We start from the raw sequence: 16,774 nt of genomic DNA, 5'->3' as shown, positions 1-16,774 counted from the left end.
TAGCGGTGCTAGGATCGAATCATGTCGGTACAGGAACGAAAGCAACGCGAACGGGCGGAGCGCGAGCGCCTCATCGTGGCGACGGCCCGCGAACTCGCCGAGCAGCAGGGCTGGGACGCGGTCACCACCCGCCGGCTCGCCGAACGCATCGAGTACAGCCAGCCCGTCCTCTACAGCCACTTCCGCGGCAAACGCGAGATCATCGGCGCCGTCGCCATCGAGGGCGCCACCGAGATGGCCGTGGCCGTGCGGGCCGCGACCGCCAAGGCGGGCAGCCCGCGCGAGCGGGTCGCCTCCCTCGCCCGCGCCTACCTCGACTTCGCCGCACGCAACCCGGCGGTCTACGACGCCTTGTTCCAGCTCGACGGCGGCCTGGCGTACGCGCAGGAGGAAACCCCAAAGCCGCTCAAGGACGCCTTCGCCGCGCTGTTGGAGACGCTGGGCGAGGTCGCCGGGGACGGCGTCCACCCGGGGCTGTTCACCGAGACGTTCTGGGCGGCCCTGCACGGCCTGGCCACCCTGACCCGGGCGGGACGGCTGCCACCGGAGGACGCCGAGTGGAGGGTGGAGTTGCTGGTGGACCGGCTCGCGATTGTCTGACCCACCATGTCGGCGGGGGCCGTGATGCCCCGCCGCCACCCGGCGCCGCGCTGCGGCCGGTCGTCCCCTGACCGCGCGGCTCGCCCCGCGATCGCCGGAGATGTCTCCCGGGCTGGTCCGCGGGTAGCGTCCGCTGCATGGACAGCGGCACGGACCACCGATTCGAGAATCAGGGCGGCGGCATCACCGTGCGGCGCGCCCTGGAGCTGCCGGGCCTGCGCAGCGGTCTGCCCGAGGTCCTCGCGGGCGCCGACCGGCTGCATCGGACCGTCCGCTGGGTGCACGCGGGCGAGGTACCCAACATCGCCTCGCTGCTCAAGGGCGGCGAGCTGCTGCTGACCACGGGCTACGGCCTCGGGACGCGCCCGGCCGACCAGCGCGTGTTCGTGCGCACCCTCGCCGAACGCGGCATCGCGGCCCTCGTCGTGGAGCTCGGCCCGCGCTTCGCCCGCCTCCCCGCGGCCCTGGTCGACACGGCACGCGCGGCCGGTCTCCCGCTGGTCCAACTGCATCGCGAGGTGCCGTTCGTGACGGTCACCGAGGAGATCCACACCGAGATCGTCAACGGCCACTACGCCCTGCTCCAGCGGGCGGAGGAGGTGCACCGCCGCTGCACCGAAGCCCTGCTGGGCGGCGGCGGGATACCGCAGGTCCTCGGCATCCTGGCCGACTTCTGCGACAACCCGGTCTTCCTGGAGACGACGGACGGCCGGCTCCTGTTCGCCGCCGGGTCCGGCCCCGAGGGCGCGGACCCGCTCCAGGTGTGGGAGGGGCTGCGCGGCCAGCACAAGGACAACCCGCCGGCCGGCTCGGTCGTGGTGGACGTGCCGGGCGGCGGGCCGGGGGCGGGAGCGGTCCGGGCCCGCCTCGTCCTGCTGCCGGTACGCGCGCCGCTCGCGCCCGTGCACCGCATGGCCGCCGAACGGGCCGCGGGCATCCTGGCCGTGGTCCTGATGCAGGCCCGCCAGGAGGAGGAACTGGCCGCGCGGGGACGCGGGGATTTCCTGACCGACCTCGCCGAGGGCCGGGTCGCGGCCCAGGACGCGCCCGCGCAGGCCCGCGTCCTGGGCTTCAAACCGGGCGACGGCCCGCTGCTGCCCGTGGTCATGCGACTCGGGGACGCCCTGTCCCCCGGCGGCGGCTGGGCGGTCCTGGCGCGCGCGGTCGCGGAGGAGCTGGCGTCGGTGGGGGTACCGGTCCTGCTCGGCGTACGACCGGTGGAGGGCCGTGTCCCGGTACTGCTGGGCCTGCGTTCGGAGTCGGAGAGGCCGGCTGTCGCGGACCGGGTCGCGGCGGCGCTGCGGGCGGGCGTGGAGCGGGCCGGGATGCAGCGGCCGGGAGCGCAGCCGCCGGTGGTGGTCGTCGGGCAGGCCGGCGGCTGGGCGGCGGCCTCGGCGGGGCTCAGGCACGCGGCGGAGACGGCGACGGCGGCTCAGGGTCTGTCGGACCGTCCCTGGTACGACGCCCGCCGCCTGGACATCGACCTGCTGCTGTGGCGGCTGCGCGACCATCCGGACCTGGCGGCCTTCGTGGATCGTGCGATCGGCCCGGTCCGGGACCACGACCACCGCTCCAAACCGCCGCTGCTGCCCACCTTGGAGACGTATCTCGCGCACGCGGGACGCAAGGCGGAGACGGCCCGGGAACTCCACCTCAACCGGCAGACGTTGTACAACCGGCTGGCGCGGATCGGGGAGTTGCTGGGCACCGACCTCGACGATCCGCAGACGGTACTGGCGTTGAGCCTGGCCCTGCGGGCACGCCGGCTCGTGTCGTGACAGGTCCTAGATCAACGGCCTGGGCTGGGTCAACTCGTCGTAGACGCTGAGCACTTGCGCGACGGTCTCGTCCTCGGACGGCCAGGTGGCCGCCTGTCGGGCGCCCCTGTCCCGCAGCGACTGCTGACGCTCGGGGTCGCCGAGGAGGCGTACCACGGCGTCCGCGAACGCCTCGGGATCGCCGGACGGGACCAGTTCGGCCGCGTCGCCCACGAGTTCGGGGACGGCGCCGGAGTCGGTGGCGACGAGCGGCACGCGCGCGTGGAACGCCTCCTGGGCGAGGACGGACCGCGACTCCTCGCCGCCCGGTAGCAGGGCGAGGTCGGCCGCGGCGAGCAACTCGGTGATGTCCTCCCGCCGTCCGAGGAGCCGGACCGGCAGCCCCTCGCCTTCGATCCGCCACTGCAACTCGGCGCGCGAGGGCCCCTCTCCCGCGATCACCACCAGCGGCACCGGGTCGAGGTGGCGCCAGACGCGCGCGGCGTCCAACAGCGTGTCGTAGCCCCGGTGTGGTTCGAGGGATCCGACGGCCATCAGCAACGGACGTCCGGTGGCACCGAGTTCGGCCCGGATCTTGGCCCGCGGCCGGTCGGGGTCCTCCGGCTCCACGGTCTCGCGCGGGCCGGGCAGCGCCACGGCGGCCAGACGTGCGTCCCGCGCTCCGGTACGGCGAGCCCGGTCCACCAGGACGGAGGTGGTGCCGAGCACCACGGTCGCGGCCTTCACCACCCGTCGCTCGAGAAGCCGCAGGAAGTGGGCGCGGGCACCCTCGGCGTACGCGCGGTCGTGCCAGGTGACGATGAGCGGGGTGCGCCGTCCGCTGAGCGCGAGCACGGCGCGGAAGGAGGCGTGCAGTCCGTGCGCGTGCACCAGGTCGGCGTCGGTGCACGCCTGCCGCAGCGCGGCCACCGCCCCCGGGTCGCTGCTGCGCGGCACGTGCACGTGGTCGGCACCGGCGCCGGTGAAGTCGTAGGCGCGGTCGGCCTCCACGGGGGCGCACACGGTGACCCGCACGCCCCGCGCCGCCAGCCCGGAGGCCAGGGAGCGCACATGCGCGCTGCTGGCGGCGTTGCCTCCGCCGAGCACCTGCACGGTGCGCAGCGGCGACTGGCCGAGCGGTGAGTGGCTGCTCACGGGGGTCACGTGGCCGGGGCTCCTGGTTCGGCTTCGGGCGGTCACGAGGAAACGTACAGAAGGTTCGGGCGGAGGGGGTGTACCGCGCGCTTCCTACGCGTACTGCGTTCTGGTCCAAGGATGCCAGTACGTACGGGTGTTCCGGGAACGCCGTCGGCCGTACGCCCTGGCGGCACGGCGGCCCGGGTCACCCACACGAGTGAGGGAGGACATAATTCCGCACACATGTGCCCACACTGTTCACCCTGGGGGACGCACCCACTACGCGCCGCGCGCCTCCCCGTGGACGGCCGCGGCGACCAGAGCGGCGGCATGGACGACCAGCCCCGCCCGCCCGTTGCCCGCGACGACGGCCGTGCCCAGCGCGGCACCCAGCGCGTGGGCGCCCGTGTCGCCCATCATCGCCAGCTCGCCGAGGTCGTCGGGGAGCACGGCCAGCGCCGCACCCACGGCAGCGGCGGCCAACTCCGCCCCCGGCCCCGCCCGCAGCAGTCCCGGCGCGCCGAGCGCGACGACCGCTGCGGCGGCCCGCCCCGGCCGTACGTCAACCAGGTTCACCAGGTGCGCGGTTCCGGCGATCACCACACCCGCGAGCACCTTGTCGACCGCTCGCTCCTTCAGCAACGCGCCCGCGACGAGCCCCGCCGAGGAGATCCCGAGCAGCTTCACGGCCCCACTGGTGACCTCGCCCTCCCGCAGGGCGGTCAGATGCGCACGGAACCCGCGCCGGGGGTCACCGGCCCCGGCGACGTCGTCGTACGCCCCGCACACCCCGGCGGCCAGCACCGCGAATCCGGCGGCAGGCCTCACCCGCGCCGTCCCGGTGGCGGCCGCGAAGGCGCACGCGGGCCCGGCGTACAACTCGACCGACCGACCCGCGTAGTTGGTCCGAGCCCAGCGCTCACGCCCGCCGGGTGGCTCGGCACGGAGGGCGGCGGTCGCGACACGGGTGACGGCGGCGGCGAGCCCCAACGAACTGATCCGGCGACCACGACTGGTTCCGCGCGTACGGCTCATCATCCGATCACCCTACGAGGACACGCCGCAGCCCGACGCACTCAGGCAACAGGCACCGACCTCAGGCTCTAGCCATCCGCCCTGGCCGTGGCCAACAGCTCCTCCGCGTGGGCCCTGGCCGTCTCCGAGTTCTCCTGGCCGGCGAGCATCCGGGACAGCTCCCGGACCCGCTCCTCCCCCTCGAGGACCTTCACTCCGGACCGGGTGACGGAGCCGTCGTTGGTCTTCTCCACCAGCAACTGCCGGTCGGCGAACGCGGCGACCTGCGGCAGGTGCGTCACGACCACCACCTGCGCGCTCTTCGCCAGCCGGGCCAGCCGCCGCCCGATCTCCACCGCGGCCTTGCCGCCGACGCCCGCGTCGACCTCGTCGAAGAGATAGGTCGGCACCGGATCGTTCCCCGCGAAGACCACCTCCACCGCCAGCATCACCCGGGACAGTTCACCCCCGGAGGCGCCCTTGGCGATCGGCCGGGCCGGGGCCCCCGGGTGCGGGGCCAGCAGCAGCTCGACCTCGTCCACACCGGCGGGCCCGTAGGCGACCGCGCGGCCCCCGACCTCGACGCCCTCAGGGTCCTCGGTCTGGCGGATGTCGAAGGACACCCGCGCGTGCGGCATCGCCAGCGAGGCGAGCTCTGCGGTCACCGCGGCCGCGAACCGTTCCGCGGCCTTCGTCCGCGCGTCGGTCAAGGCCTGCGCCAGCCCGCCCAGTTCGGCCCGCAGTGCGTCCCGTTCGGCGGTCAGCTCCCCGGTGCGCTCGTCGTCCCCGTCCAGTTCGGTGAGCCGCGCGGCACTGTGCTCGGCCCACGCCAGCACCGAGGCGACGTCCTCGCCGTACTTCCGGGTCAGCGCGGTCAGCGCGGCCCGGCGCTCCTCGACGGCCGCCAGCCGCAGCGGATCGGCGTCCAGATCGTCGGCGTACCCGGCGAGCTCCCCCGCGACGTCACCCAGCAGGATCCCGATCTCCCCGATCCGGTCCGCGAGCGCGGCCAGCGACGGGTCGTGCGTCCGTACGGCGTCCAGGGCCCGCTGCGCGCCCGCGACGAAGGTCGCCGCGTCGATGCCCTCGGGGTCCTCGGGGTTGCCGGCGAGGGCGGCGTGCGCGGCCGTGGCGGCGGACGACAGCGCCTCGGCGTGTCCGAGCCGCTCCGCCTCCTCCGCCAGCTCCACGTCCTCCCCGGCCCGCGGTTCGACGCCGGCGATCTCGTCGAGCCCGTACCGCAGCAGGTCGGCTTCCTGAGCCCGCTCACGGCTGCGCGTGACGATCTCCTCCAGCTCCACGGACACCGCCCGCAGCCGCCGGTAGGCCTCGGTGTACTTGGCCAGCGGCACGGCGACGGCGTCCCCGGCGTACCGGTCGAGGGCCTGCCGCTGCCGGGACAGCTTCAGCAGCCCCTGCTGGTCGGTCTGCCCGTGCACGGCCACCAGGTCGTCGGCGAGCTCGGCGAGCAGCCCCACCGGCACGGAGCGCCCGCCCAGGTGCGCCCGGGACCGCCCTTCCGCGGACACGGTACGGCTGATCAGCAGCGCGCCGTCGTCGAGCTCGGCCCCGGCCTCCTCGGCCCGCACGACAGCCGAGTCGCCGGCGGACATGCTGATCCGCCCCTCCACGACAGCGTTCTTCGCCCCGATCCGCACCAGCGCCGCATCGGCACGCCCACCGAGCAACAGCCCGAGGCTGGTGACCACCATGGTCTTGCCCGCACCCGTCTCACCCGTGACGGCGGTGAAGCCGGGCGACAGCTCCACGACCGCGTCGTCGATGACTCCGAGCGACCGTATCCGCATCTCCTCCAACACGGACACGACCTTACGAGGTCAGGGAGGGGAAGTGCGACGGCCCCCGCCTCTGTTGTGTGAAGGTGCAGGTAACGAATGTGCACAGCCGACGGTTGTCACCCGGGCGAGTGGAGGTGGCCCGGGCTCGGGGCTGTGTCGATGTGAGGCTCGGCCGCGTGGACGCGACCGGCCACGACCGCCGCGTGGCCCGGACGCTCCGCGCCCCGAGGGATCGCTGGGGCCTCTCTAGTGGGGCGCCCCCCGCCATCCGGAGACCGGCAACGCGAACTTCGCGACCAACCGGTCCGTGAACGACGCGTGGTGCAGCCGGGCCAGCCGCACCGGCACGGCCCCCCGCCGTACCTCGACCCGCGCCCCCGGCGGCAACTCGACGGTCCGCCGCCCGTCGCACCACAGGACGCCCGGCGGGATGTGCGGCAGCACCTCCACCGCCAGCACGGAGTCCGGCGAGGTCACCAGCGGCTTCGCGAACAGCGCGTGCGCACTGATCGGCACCATCAGCAACGCCTCCACCTCGGGCCACACCACCGGCCCGCCCGCCGAGAAGGCGTACGCGGTCGACCCGGTCGGAGTGGACAGCACGATGCCGTCGCACCCGAACCCGGTGACCGGCCGCCCGTCGATCTCGAGCACCACTTCGAGCAGCTTCTCGGCGGACACCTTCTGCACGGCCGCCTCGTTCAGCGCCCAGTCGGTGTGCACGATGTCCCCGTTGCGGTGCACGACGACGTCGACCGTCATCCGCTCCTCGACCTCGTACGCCTTCGTGGCCACCCGCTCGACGACCCGGTCGAGGTCGTCCCGCTCGGCCTCCGCGAGGAATCCGACGCGCCCGAGGTTGACGCCGAGCATCGGCACCCCGGACGCCCGGGCGAACTCGGCGCCGCGCAGCAGCGTTCCGTCGCCCCCGAGCACGATCAACAGCTCGCACCCGTCGAGGCACTGCGGAGTCGCCTCCTTGACCAGCTCGACCTCCTTGGGCAACGGCAGGTCGGCGGCCTCGTACTCCAGGACCCGCACGCCGATGCCCTCGCGCAGCAGCCCCTTCACCACCAGTTCGGCGCTGCGGATCGCCGCGGGCCGCCCGGTGTGGGCGAGCAGGAAAACAGTACGAGCTCGGTTCTGGTTCAACGCGGCCCCTCCGCCACAGCACGATCGACGTCGGCCGGGTCCAGTTCGGGCGCCCCCGACCGCAGCCACAGAAAATACTCGACATTCCCGGACGGTCCGGGCAGCGGACTGGCGGTGACACCCTTCACGCCGAGCCCCAGTTCCCAGGCCCGCCGCGCCACCGCGCGCACAGCGTCGGCGCGCAGCTGCGGACTCCGTACGACTCCCCCACTGCCGAGCCGCTCCTTACCCACCTCGAACTGCGGCTTGACCATCATCACCAGGTCGGAGTCCGGCTTCACGCACCGCGCCAGCGCGGGCAGTACCAGTCCGAGCGGGATGAAGGACAAATCCCCCACGACAAGATCCACTGGTTCCCCATCAATCACTTCGAGCGTCAACTCGCGTACGTTCGTACGGTCCTTGACGGTGACGCGTTCATCGCTCTGGAGAGACCATGCGAGTTGTCCGTATCCGACGTCCACCGCGACCACGTGCGCGGCTCCCGCGCGCAGCAGGACATCCGTGAAGCCGCCGGTGGACGCGCCGGCGTCCAGCGCCCGCCGCCCCTCGACGACGAGCCCCTGCGGAACGAACGCCGCGAGCGCGCCGGCGAGCTTGTGACCGCCGCGCGAGACGTAGTCGGGGTCGCTGTCGTCGTCCGAGACCACGATCGCCGCCGCCGTCTCCACCTGGGTGGCGGACTTGGTCGCGACGGTCTTGCCGATTGTGACCCGCCCGGCGGCGATCAGCTGCCCGGCGTGCTCACGGGAGCGCGCGAGCTTCCGGCGGACCAGCTCCGCGTCGAGACGGCGACGTGCGACTCCTGCCACGTTCGGTTCAGCTCCTGTTTTCGTACTGGCCGGCGGGCGCCGGAAGTCCCGGGCGGGCGTCGAGCGCGGTCAGCGCGTCGCGCAGCCCTCGGTGTACATCCTCGTACACCTCGATGTGGCCGTCCGTGGCGAGGTGGTCGGTGTCCCCGAGCCGGGCCAGCTGGGCGTCCACCTCGGCGTTCCCGGTCGGGGTGCGGGGCACGTCCAGCGGGGCGGGCGCGGCGGGATCGGGCTCCGGTTCCGCCTGGCCGTCCGGTTCGTCCGGCGCGTCGCGTACCTCGGGTACGTGGGGTGCCCCGGCCTCGGGTGCGTGGGGTGCCCCGGGTGGGTCAGGTACGGCCGTCGGAGCCGGTACGTCCGCCGAGGCCGGCGCGTCCGACACCGGAATCTCCGCTTCCGCCCGGACCGCGAACTCGGGCACAGAGTCGCTCATGCCCAGACGCTACCTCGAAGCCCTGGGGTAACGTCGATCGCGATGGCCACGATCGAGGAGTGCCGCGCCGCACTCGAGAAGCTCTCGGACAACCTGCAGACCGCCGAGGGGGACGTCCGCACGGCCGCGGCCCTGGACCGCTCGGTGAGCTGCCACATCACCGACCTCGACGTCACCTTCGTCGGCCGGCTCGTCGACGGCCGGATCGAGGTGGCGGACACCCTCCAGGGGCCGCCACCTCAGAAGGCGCAGATCAGACTCGCCATGGCGGGCGACGACCTGGTGGCCCTGGTCAACGGCGAGCTGAACTTCGCCAAGGCCTGGGGTTCGGGCCGGGTGAAGCTGGAGGCGGGACTGAAGGACCTGTTCACTCTCAGGAAGCTTCTGTGACCACCTCGGCCGTCCGGGCCTTGCGCGCCGCCGGAACCACCAGCGGCGTGCCCGTCTCCGGGTCGTCGATGACCTGGCAGCGCAGTCCGAAGACCTCCTCGACCAGTTCGGCGGTGACGATGTCGTTCGGCGCGCCCTCGGCGATGACCGCGCCGCCCTTCAGGGCGATCAGATGGGTGGCGTAGCGCGCGGCGTGGTTGAGGTCGTGCAGCACGGCGACCAGCGTGCGGCCCTGCTCCTCGTGCAGTTCGGCACACAGGTCGAGGACGTCGATCTGGTGCTGGATGTCCAGGAAGGTCGTCGGCTCGTCGAGCAGCAGCAACGGCGTCTGCTGGGCGAGCGCCATCGCGATCCACACGCGCTGCCGCTGGCCGCCTGACAACTCGTCGACGTAGCGGTCGGCCAGTTCGGCGACCCCGGTCTGCGCCATCGACTCCTGGACGACCCGCTCGTCCTCGGGCGACCACTGGCGCAGGATTCCCTGGTGCGGGTACCGGCCGCGGCCGACCAGGTCGGCGACGGTGATCCCGTCGGGCGCGATCGACGACTGCGGGAGCAGCCCCAGGGTGCGGGCGACCTTCTTCGCCTGCATCGACTGGATGACCTGTCCGTCGAGCAGCACCCGGCCTTGACTCGGCTTGAGCATCCGTGACAGGGCCCGCAGCAGCGTGGACTTGCCGCACGCGTTCGGACCGACGATCACGGTGAAGGAGTTGTCGGGTATCTCCACCGACAGCTGTTCGGCGATGACCCGCTGATCGTAGGCGAGGGTCACGTTCTCGGCGGACAGGCGGTTCACTGTGCTCCTTGGATTGTTCGGCCCGTTACCGGCTCTGCTGTCGACGCTCATATCCGGCCCGCCTTGCGCTCGATGACCAGCAGCCACAGCAGGTAGACCCCGCCGAGGGCGCCGGTGACCACGCCGACGGGCAGTTGGCCCGCTCCGAACGCGCGTTGCGAGATCCAGTCGGCGGCGACCAGGAGGGTGGCGCCCATGCACAGGGACGCAAGCAGGTTCGGTCCGGGCGAGCGGGTCAGCCGGCGGGCCAGTTGGGGCGCGGTGAGCGCCACGAAGCTGATCGGCCCGGCCGCCGCCGTGGCGGTCGCGGTGAGCAGGACGGCGACCACCAGCAGCATCATCCGGAGCCGCTCGACGCGCACTCCGAGGGCGTACGACACGTCGTCACCCATCTCCGTCATCCGCAGCCCGCGCGCGTTGGCGAGGACGAGGGGTACGAACACGGCGCACAGCCCGAGCAGGGGCCACACCTGCTCCCAGTCCCGCCCGTCGAGCGACCCGGTCATCCAGACCACGGCACTGGCCGCGTCGGTGAGGTCGGAGATGGTGAGCAGATAGCTGTTGAGCGCCGTGAGCATCGCGGCCACACCGATGCCGACCAGCACCAGTCGATAGCCGTGCACGCCCCGCTTCCAGGCGAGCAGGTAGATGGCGAGCCCGGTCACGAGACCGCCCAGGAGTGCCCCGACGGTGACCTCGGCAGCGTCCCCGTTCATCAGCACGATCACGATCAGCGCACCGGCCGCCGCTCCCTGCCCGAGCCCGAGCACGTCCGGACTGCCCAGCGGATTGCGGGAGATGGCCTGGAACAGCGCACCCCCGAGTCCGAGGGAGGCGCCCACCAGGAGTCCCACGAGGACCCGGGGCAGCCGCAGCTCGTTGATGATGAACTCCTGGCCCGCGTTGCCGTCGCCGACCAGCGACTTGAGCACGTCGGCGGGCGGGATCGGGAAGTCTCCGGTGCCGATCAGCACGACACTCGCGGTGAGCGCGGCGAGCAGCAGGAGTGCGACGACGACGAGGGCACGGACGTCCAGCCGGATCGAGAGCCCGCCGGGGGTCCTGAGGACACGGGTGGTCTTCACAGCTGGGCCAGCCTCCGCCGACGTACGAGAAAGATGAACACGGGTCCCCCGATGAGCGCGGTGACGATCCCGACCTGCACCTCCGCGGGGCGTGCGACGACCCGGCCGAGGACGTCGGAGCCCAGCAGCAGCACCGGTGACAGGATCGTCGCGTACGGCAGGATCCAGCGCAGGTCGGGTCCGGTGAAGGACCGGACGACGTGCGGGACCATCAGCCCCACGAACACGATCGGCCCGCAGGCGGCGGTCGCGGCCCCGCTCAGCACGGTCGCGGCGAGCATCGACAGCGCCCGGGTGCGGATCAGGTTGGCGCCCAGCGCCTTGGCGGTGTCGTCACCCATGGCCACGGCGTTGAGCGGCCGGGCCAGGGCGAGCGCGAGGACCGAGCCGGCCAGCAGGAACGGCAGCACCTGCGCGATGGTCGAGTCGTTCGCCGAGGACAGTGAACCGACCGTCCAGAAGCGCATCCTGTTCAACGCCGCGTTGTCCAGGATCATCACGGCCTGGAGATAGCCGTAGAGCGCGGCACTGATCGCGGTGCCGGCCAGCGCGAGCCGCACCGGCGTGGCCCCCCGGCTGCCGCCCAGGAACCAGACCACGGCCCCGACAGCGGCCGCGCCGAGGAAGGCGAACCACACATACCCGCTCAGCGAGGTGACCCCGAGGAACGAGATCGCGGTGACCACCGCGGCGGACGCCCCCGCGTTGATGCCGAGCAGTCCGGGATCGGCCAGCGGATTGCGGGTCAGTGCCTGCAGCACGGCCCCGGACAGCCCGAGCGCGGCGCCCACGAGCAAGCCCAGCACGGTCCGCGACAGCCGGTCGGCGACGACGACGTCGGCGTACGTCCCCGACTCCTCGAACAGGCCGTGCCAGACCTCTGGGACGGAGAGCGCCTTGGCGCCGATCGCGATGCTCGCCACCGCGACGAGCATCAGCGTCACGACCGAGACGAGCAAACCGACGACGCGTATCGCCCTGCGGCTGGGGGGCGCGGGGGCGGTCTCCGCGCGCTGTTCGGGGGGACTGTCGACCAACACGTAGTTAGGTTAGCCTACCCTCGCATTCAGCCACGATCCCGGTGTCAGGAAGGCCCACGGGACACTGGGTTCACAAACCCAGCCGTGCCAGGGCCTTACCCCCGTCCAGCTCGCACACACCCTCACCGGCCGCCGTCCAGGCCGCCGCGCACAGCGCCCGCAGCCCGTCCAAGGCCTCGCCGTCGCCGTCCAGCTCCAGCCTCCCCGCGGTCCCGGCCTGCGCCGTCCAGCCGCCGCACCGGAAGCCCTTCCCGTCCTCGGTGACCTCCGGCTGCCCGGTGAGCAACCCCCGCAGATCGGCGTCGACATACGTCGGCCGGTGCTGCGGGGGCGCGGCCAGCAACTGCGGTCCGTCCGTGACCCCGGTCAGGACGAGCAGCGAGTCGACCTCCCCGTTGAACGCCCCCTCGATGTCCGTGTCGAGCCGGTCCCCGACGACCAACGGGCGCTCGGCACCGGTCCGCAGAATCGTCTCCCGGTGCATCGGCGGCAGCGGCTTCCCCGCCACCTGCGGATCGGCACCGGTCGCGATCCTCACGACCTCCACCGCCGCCCCGTTGCCCGGCGCGATGCCGCGCGCGCTCGGGATCGTCAGGTCGGTGTTGGAGGCGAACCACGGCACCCCCCGCCTGATGGCATAGCAGGCCTCGGCGAAGCGACTCCACGTCAGGTCGGGCCCGCCGTATCCCTGGACGACCGCCGCGGGATCGTCGTCCGCCGACTCCACCGGCTCGAGTCCGCGCTCACGCAGCGCCACCCGCAGTCCCTCGCCGCCGATCACGAGCACGCGCGCACCGGACGGCACCTGCTCGGCGATCAGCCGTGCGACCGCCTGCGCGGAGGTGATGACATCCGAGGCTCCCGTCGGTATGCCCAGCTCGGTGAGGTGCTCGGCCACGATGTCCGGCGTGCGCAGCGCGTTGTTGGTGACATACGCGAGCCGCATTCCGCCCTCGCGCGCGGTGGCCAGCGACTCCACGGCGTACGCGATCGCGTTCCCGCCCGCGTACACCACCCCGTCCAGATCGAGCAGCGCCGTGTCGTACCCCTCGCTCAGGGCCTGCCCACTGCCCTCGGGCCTCGTCCTGACACGCTGGCTCATTCCGCATCGCTCCTCGTTCGACGGCTTTCCCCCGATCATCCCGCATGCCACTGACACACGTACGATGCCGGGATGAACTCAGCAGGTCACTCGGAAGCAACGGCGCCCCGAGGCCTGGAACTCACCCCGTTCCGAGGCCTGCGCTACGACCCCGACCGGGTCGGCAACCTGGCCGCCGTGACGTCTCCTCCGTACGACGTCGTCGTACGCCCCGACGGCGTGCACCACCTGCAGTCCGCCGACCCGCACAACATCGTCCGACTGATTCTCCCGCAGGCCGCGACCCCCACCGAACGCAACGCACAGGCGGCCCGCACCCTGAGCGGCTGGCTGTCCGAGGGTGTCCTGACCGCCGACTCCCAACCGGGCCTGTACGTCTACGAACAGAGCGACGGCGATCTCCTGCTCCAGCGCGGCATCATCGGCGCCCTGCGCCTGTCGGACCCGTCGGAGGGTGTGGTCCTGCCCCATGAGGACGTCATGCCTCATGTCGTCGCCGACCGTGCCGCCCTCATGCGGGCCACGTCGGCGAACCTGGAGCCCCTGCTCCTGACCTACCGCGGCGACGGCGCCGCGTCCGCCACCACCGAGCTGGTCGAGCGGCTCGCCGAACAGCCCCCGCTGCTCGCGACGACCACGGAGGACGGCTACCGCCACCGTCTGTGGTCGGTGACCGATCCCACCGACGTGGGCCGCGTCCAGTCCGACCTGGCCCGCCACCAGGCCCTCATCGCCGACGGCCACCACCGCTGGGCCACCTATCGGCGTCTACGCGCGGAGCACCCCTCCCCCAGCCCATGGGACTACGGCCTGGTCCTCCTCGTCGACACGGCCCGCTACCCCCTGCGCGTCCGTGCCATCCATCGTCTCCTGCACGGTCTGCCCGTCGCGGACGCGGTGACCGCCCTGGACGGCCTGTTCCGGGTACGCCGCATCGACGTCCCCTTGGCGCAGGCGCTGGAGGCCCTGGCGGAGGCGGCTGGTGAGGGCAACGCGTTCCTGCTGGCCGGCGACGGCGCGTTCCACCTGATCGACCGCCCGGATCCTGCCCTGTTGTCCCGCACCGTCCCCGTCGAGCATCCCGCCGCCTGGCGCACCCTCGACGCGACCGTCCTGCACGCCGCTCTCCTCGACCACGTCTGGCACATCCCCGAGGACGACCCCGCCCGCGTCGCCTACATCCACGACACGGCGGCCACGATAGAGAAGGCCGAGCGTGACGGCGGTACGGCCGTCCTGATGCACCCCGTCCGCGAGGAGGTCGTCCGCGATCTGGCCCGCCTGGGCGTCACGATGCCCCGCAAGTCGACCTCGTTCGGGCCGAAACCGGCGTCGGGTCTGGTACTGCGCGCGCTGGACCTGTAGCCGCCCCGGACAGCAGAAAGGGTGGGATCCCGAACCCGGGATCCCACCCTTCTCTCAAGGCCGTCAGTCCTTGCCGTCGCCGTTCACGTCATCGTTCTTGTCGTCGTCCCGGTCGCCGTCCTCGGCCTGCTCCACGGAGGCTTCCTGGGACTGGACGCCGGACGAGCGCTCGCTCTCGACCGTGCCCTCGCCCTCACCCTCGTTCTCGTTCTCGTTCTCGTCCTCGTCGAAGGCGTCGACGAATTCGACCCCGTCGAGCTCGGCGAGCCGGTCCGAGGCGTCGGTGCTGCCGTCCTTGTCGGCCTCAACGGCCTTGGCGAACCACTCCCGCGCCTCGTCCTCGCGCTCGGCGGCGAGCAGGGCGTCGGCGTACGCGTACCGCAGCCGCGCGGTCCACGGCTGTACGGAGTGGGAGGCCAGCTCGGGGCTCTGCAGCGTGACGATCGCCGCGTCCAACTGCCCCATGTCACGCCGGGCGCCGGCCGCGACGAGCCGCATCTCCACCTGTCCGGCCTTGTCGAGTTTGTGCACCTCGGCGGCACCGGCCATGTCCAGCGCCTTCTCCGGCCGCCCGAGCCCACGCTCGCAGTCGGCCATGACGGGCCACAGGTCCACGTTGCCGGTCATCCGCCGCGCTGCCCGGAACTCCGCAAGGGCCTCGCTGTACTTCTGGTTCGCGTACGCCGCGAATCCGGCCGCCTCTCGTACGGCGGCAACCCGCGACGCGAGCCGCAGGGCCACCTTGGAGTAGCCGTAGGCGCCTTGGGGGTCCTCGTCGATGAGCCGGGCCACCATCACCAGGTTCTTGGCGACATCCTCGGCGAGCCCCTTCGGCAGGCTCTGCAGTTCCTGCCGTACGTCCTTGTCGATCTCGTCGCCGGTGACGTCCTCGGGGATCGGCAGCCGCCTGATCGGCTCCCGGTCCCGGTCACGCTCGTCACGGAAGCGACCGCCACCGCGCCGGTCGTCGCCGCCGCGCCGGTCATCACGTCCACGGAAGCCACCGGGACGTTCACCCCGGTCGTCCCGGCGAGGCCCACGGGCACCACGGTCGTCCCGACCCCGGAACCCGCCCCGCTCACCGCGGTTGTCATCACGCCGGAAGCCACCGCGATCGCCACCGCGGTCATCACGACGGTCGCCACCGCGTTCCCGGTCCCGATCGTCACGCCGGAAGCCACCCCGGTCGCCACCGCGGTCATCACGACGGAAGCCACGATCACGGTCGTCACTCCGGAACCCCCGGTCCCGGTCCCGATCGTCCCGCCGGAAACCTCCACGGTCACCGTCCCGGCGATCGTCGGTACGCCGATCGTCGCGGCGGTCATCACGGCGGTCGTCCCGCCGGAAACCACCACGGTCACCGTCCCGGCGATCGTCGGTACGCCGATCGTCGCGGCGGTCGTCCCGCCGGAAACCACCGCGGTCACCCCCACGGTCGTCACGGCGATCGTCACGCCGGAAACCACCGCGGTCATCACGGCGGTCGTCACGACGCCCATAGCCGGCACCCCGGTTGTCGTCCCGGCGGAAACCACCACGGTTGTCGTCCCGGCGCTCCCCGCGGTCGTCGCGGCGGAAGGTGGGACGGTCTCCATCACGTCGGGGGCCACGGTCACGATCGTCACGACGTGGCCCGGCGGGGCGATCGTCACGGCGCGGCCCGGCGGAACGGTCGTCCCTGCGCGGCCCGGCAGGACGGTCGTCCCGTCGGGGGCCCGCAGAACGGTCGTCCCGTCGGAATGCGGGACGCGGTCCGCGATCGCCTTCACGTCGATCATCCCGTCGGCCGTAGCCGCCCCGGTTGTCGTCCCGGCGGAAACCACCACGATCGCCACCACGGTCGTCGCCCCGACGATCATCACGGCGGTCGTCGCGACGGTCATCCCGCCGGTCGTCACGTCGGAAGCCACCACGGTCACCACTGCGGTCGCCACCACGGTCACCACCGCGGTCATCGCTTCGGCGGTCGTCTCGACGACCGTACCCACCACGGTCGTTGTCGCGACGGAAGCCACCACGATCTCCGCGGAAGCCGCCGCGGTCACCCCGGTCACCACTGTCCCGTCGCCGCTGGTCGCGCTCCGGTCGATCGTCGGGAGAGTTGGTGGACATGGGTGACTCCTGTCTTCGGTACTGCAAGTCATTCTCGCGCAGCCGGGTACCCGATGCGCTCTGGAAAAACAAAAGGACCCCTGGTCCCCAGCTGAACGCTGGGGACCAGGGGTCCTTCCAAAAATTGTTCGGCGGCGTCCTACTCTCCCACAGGGTCCCCCCTGCAGTACCATC

Annotated in this window: 16 protein-coding genes; 5 read left to right on the top strand and 11 right to left on the bottom strand. The window is 72.4% G+C overall.

The features are described 5' to 3' along the window. The first annotated feature begins 21 nt into the window (after window positions 1-21). Together ABZ027_RS33635 and ABZ027_RS33630 are read left to right on the top strand one after the other, a co-directional pair. A complete protein-coding gene (locus ABZ027_RS33635) occupies window positions 22-600 on the top strand; it encodes a TetR/AcrR family transcriptional regulator (RefSeq protein WP_356775011.1) in 579 nt (192 codons plus the stop codon). Window positions 601-737: 137 nt separating this feature from the next. Beyond that, entirely contained in the window at window positions 738-2,378 is a 1,641-nt protein-coding gene (locus ABZ027_RS33630; protein WP_356775009.1) for a PucR family transcriptional regulator, read from the top strand. 6 nt (window positions 2,379-2,384) lie between these two features. On the opposite strand, the gene ABZ027_RS33625 is transcribed toward ABZ027_RS33630, so the two are convergent. From ABZ027_RS33625 to ABZ027_RS33600, 6 genes are all read right to left on the bottom strand, one after another. Further along, window positions 2,385-3,521: a glycosyltransferase family 4 protein gene (locus ABZ027_RS33625; protein WP_356775007.1), complete on the bottom strand. Its 1,137-nt coding sequence runs from the start codon at window positions 3,519-3,521 to the stop codon at window positions 2,385-2,387. A 252-nt stretch (window positions 3,522-3,773) separates the two neighbouring features. Beyond that, window positions 3,774-4,529, bottom strand: coding sequence for a hypothetical protein (locus ABZ027_RS33620; RefSeq protein ID WP_356775097.1), 756 nt, complete (start codon window positions 4,527-4,529; stop codon window positions 3,774-3,776). A 68-nt stretch (window positions 4,530-4,597) separates the two neighbouring features. Next, window positions 4,598-6,316, bottom strand: coding sequence for a DNA repair protein RecN (gene recN, locus ABZ027_RS33615; RefSeq protein ID WP_356775095.1), 1,719 nt, complete (start codon window positions 6,314-6,316; stop codon window positions 4,598-4,600). A 237-nt stretch (window positions 6,317-6,553) separates the two neighbouring features. Further along, window positions 6,554-7,459 (bottom strand): NAD kinase, encoded by a 906-nt coding sequence (locus ABZ027_RS33610; RefSeq protein WP_356775005.1) that lies wholly within the window; start codon window positions 7,457-7,459, stop codon window positions 6,554-6,556. Next, window positions 7,456-8,271, bottom strand: a complete 816-nt coding sequence (locus ABZ027_RS33605) for a TlyA family RNA methyltransferase (protein ID WP_356775003.1) — start codon at window positions 8,269-8,271, stop codon at window positions 7,456-7,458. Before ABZ027_RS33605 ends, ABZ027_RS33610 begins: the two co-directional genes overlap by 4 nt. A 7-nt stretch (window positions 8,272-8,278) precedes the next feature. Further along, window positions 8,279-8,659 carry a hypothetical protein gene (locus ABZ027_RS33600; RefSeq protein ID WP_356775093.1) on the bottom strand — a complete coding sequence of 127 codons (381 nt, stop codon included), beginning with the start codon at window positions 8,657-8,659 and terminating at the stop codon, window positions 8,279-8,281. 87 nt (window positions 8,660-8,746) lie between these two features. Here ABZ027_RS33600 and ABZ027_RS33595 point away from each other — a divergent pair, with 87 nt between their 5' ends. Then, window positions 8,747-9,094: an SCP2 sterol-binding domain-containing protein gene (locus ABZ027_RS33595; RefSeq protein WP_356775001.1), complete on the top strand. Its 348-nt coding sequence runs from the start codon at window positions 8,747-8,749 to the stop codon at window positions 9,092-9,094. Here the strand turns inward: ABZ027_RS33595 and ABZ027_RS33590 are convergent. The 4 genes from ABZ027_RS33590 to ABZ027_RS33575 all read right to left on the bottom strand — a co-directional run bounded on the left by ABZ027_RS33590 (window position 9,078) and on the right by ABZ027_RS33575 (window position 13,120). Beyond that, the gene (locus ABZ027_RS33590; RefSeq protein ID WP_356774999.1) at window positions 9,078-9,944 is read right to left on the bottom strand and encodes an ABC transporter ATP-binding protein; all 867 of its coding nucleotides are present in this window, start codon (window positions 9,942-9,944) and stop codon (window positions 9,078-9,080) included. The two genes, ABZ027_RS33595 and ABZ027_RS33590, sit on opposite strands and share 17 nt — an antisense overlap. After that, on the bottom strand, window positions 9,941-10,978 hold the full coding sequence (locus ABZ027_RS33585; RefSeq protein WP_356774997.1) for an iron chelate uptake ABC transporter family permease subunit: 1,038 nt from the start codon (window positions 10,976-10,978) through the stop codon (window positions 9,941-9,943). Before ABZ027_RS33585 ends, ABZ027_RS33590 begins: the two co-directional genes overlap by 4 nt. Beyond that, window positions 10,975-12,018, bottom strand: a complete 1,044-nt coding sequence (locus ABZ027_RS33580) for an iron chelate uptake ABC transporter family permease subunit (protein ID WP_356774995.1) — start codon at window positions 12,016-12,018, stop codon at window positions 10,975-10,977. Before ABZ027_RS33580 ends, ABZ027_RS33585 begins: the two co-directional genes overlap by 4 nt. A gap of 70 nt (window positions 12,019-12,088) precedes the next feature. Beyond that, a complete protein-coding gene (locus ABZ027_RS33575) occupies window positions 12,089-13,120 on the bottom strand; it encodes an HAD hydrolase-like protein (protein ID WP_356774993.1) in 1,032 nt (343 codons plus the stop codon). A 72-nt stretch (window positions 13,121-13,192) separates the two neighbouring features. Here ABZ027_RS33575 and ABZ027_RS33570 point away from each other — a divergent pair, with 72 nt between their 5' ends. Then, a complete protein-coding gene (locus tag ABZ027_RS33570) occupies window positions 13,193-14,485 on the top strand; it encodes a DUF1015 domain-containing protein (RefSeq protein ID WP_356774991.1) in 1,293 nt (430 codons plus the stop codon). A 63-nt stretch (window positions 14,486-14,548) separates the two neighbouring features. Here ABZ027_RS33570 and ABZ027_RS33565 read toward each other — a convergent pair whose 3' ends face one another. Further along, window positions 14,549-15,280: a hypothetical protein gene (locus ABZ027_RS33565; RefSeq protein ID WP_356774989.1), complete on the bottom strand. Its 732-nt coding sequence runs from the start codon at window positions 15,278-15,280 to the stop codon at window positions 14,549-14,551. Between ABZ027_RS33565 and ABZ027_RS33560 the strand changes: the two genes are divergently transcribed. Further along, entirely contained in the window at window positions 15,248-16,606 is a 1,359-nt protein-coding gene (locus ABZ027_RS33560) for a hypothetical protein (protein WP_356774987.1), read from the top strand. The two genes, ABZ027_RS33565 and ABZ027_RS33560, sit on opposite strands and share 33 nt — an antisense overlap. The last annotated feature ends 168 nt before the right edge of the window (window positions 16,607-16,774 follow it).

The sequence above is a fragment of the Streptomyces sp. NPDC006332 genome (assembly GCF_040612855.1).
Taxonomy (GTDB): Bacteria; Actinomycetota; Actinomycetes; order Streptomycetales; family Streptomycetaceae; genus Streptomyces.
The sequence above is the reverse complement of the archived record's forward strand: the minus strand, read 5'-3'. Positions and strand labels throughout refer to the sequence as shown.

Excerpts from the sequence above, each read along its gene's own strand:
- ABZ027_RS33590 (WP_356774999.1), bottom strand. The coding sequence starts at position 9,944 with ATGAGCGTCGACAGCAGAGCCGGTAACGGGCCGAACAATCCAAGGAGC.
- ABZ027_RS33575 (WP_356774993.1), bottom strand. The coding sequence starts at position 13,120 with ATGAGCCAGCGTGTCAGGACGAGGCCCGAGGGCAGTGGGCAGGCCCTG.
- ABZ027_RS33635 (WP_356775011.1), top strand. The coding sequence starts at position 22 with ATGTCGGTACAGGAACGAAAGCAACGCGAACGGGCGGAGCGCGAGCGC.
- ABZ027_RS33595 (WP_356775001.1), top strand. The coding sequence starts at position 8,747 with ATGGCCACGATCGAGGAGTGCCGCGCCGCACTCGAGAAGCTCTCGGAC.
- ABZ027_RS33570 (WP_356774991.1), top strand. The coding sequence starts at position 13,193 with ATGAACTCAGCAGGTCACTCGGAAGCAACGGCGCCCCGAGGCCTGGAA.
- recN (WP_356775095.1), bottom strand. The coding sequence starts at position 6,316 with ATGCGGATACGGTCGCTCGGAGTCATCGACGACGCGGTCGTGGAGCTG.
- ABZ027_RS33620 (WP_356775097.1), bottom strand. The coding sequence starts at position 4,529 with ATGAGCCGTACGCGCGGAACCAGTCGTGGTCGCCGGATCAGTTCGTTG.
- ABZ027_RS33630 (WP_356775009.1), top strand. The coding sequence starts at position 738 with ATGGACAGCGGCACGGACCACCGATTCGAGAATCAGGGCGGCGGCATC.
- ABZ027_RS33565 (WP_356774989.1), bottom strand. The coding sequence starts at position 15,280 with ATGGTGGCCCGGCTCATCGACGAGGACCCCCAAGGCGCCTACGGCTAC.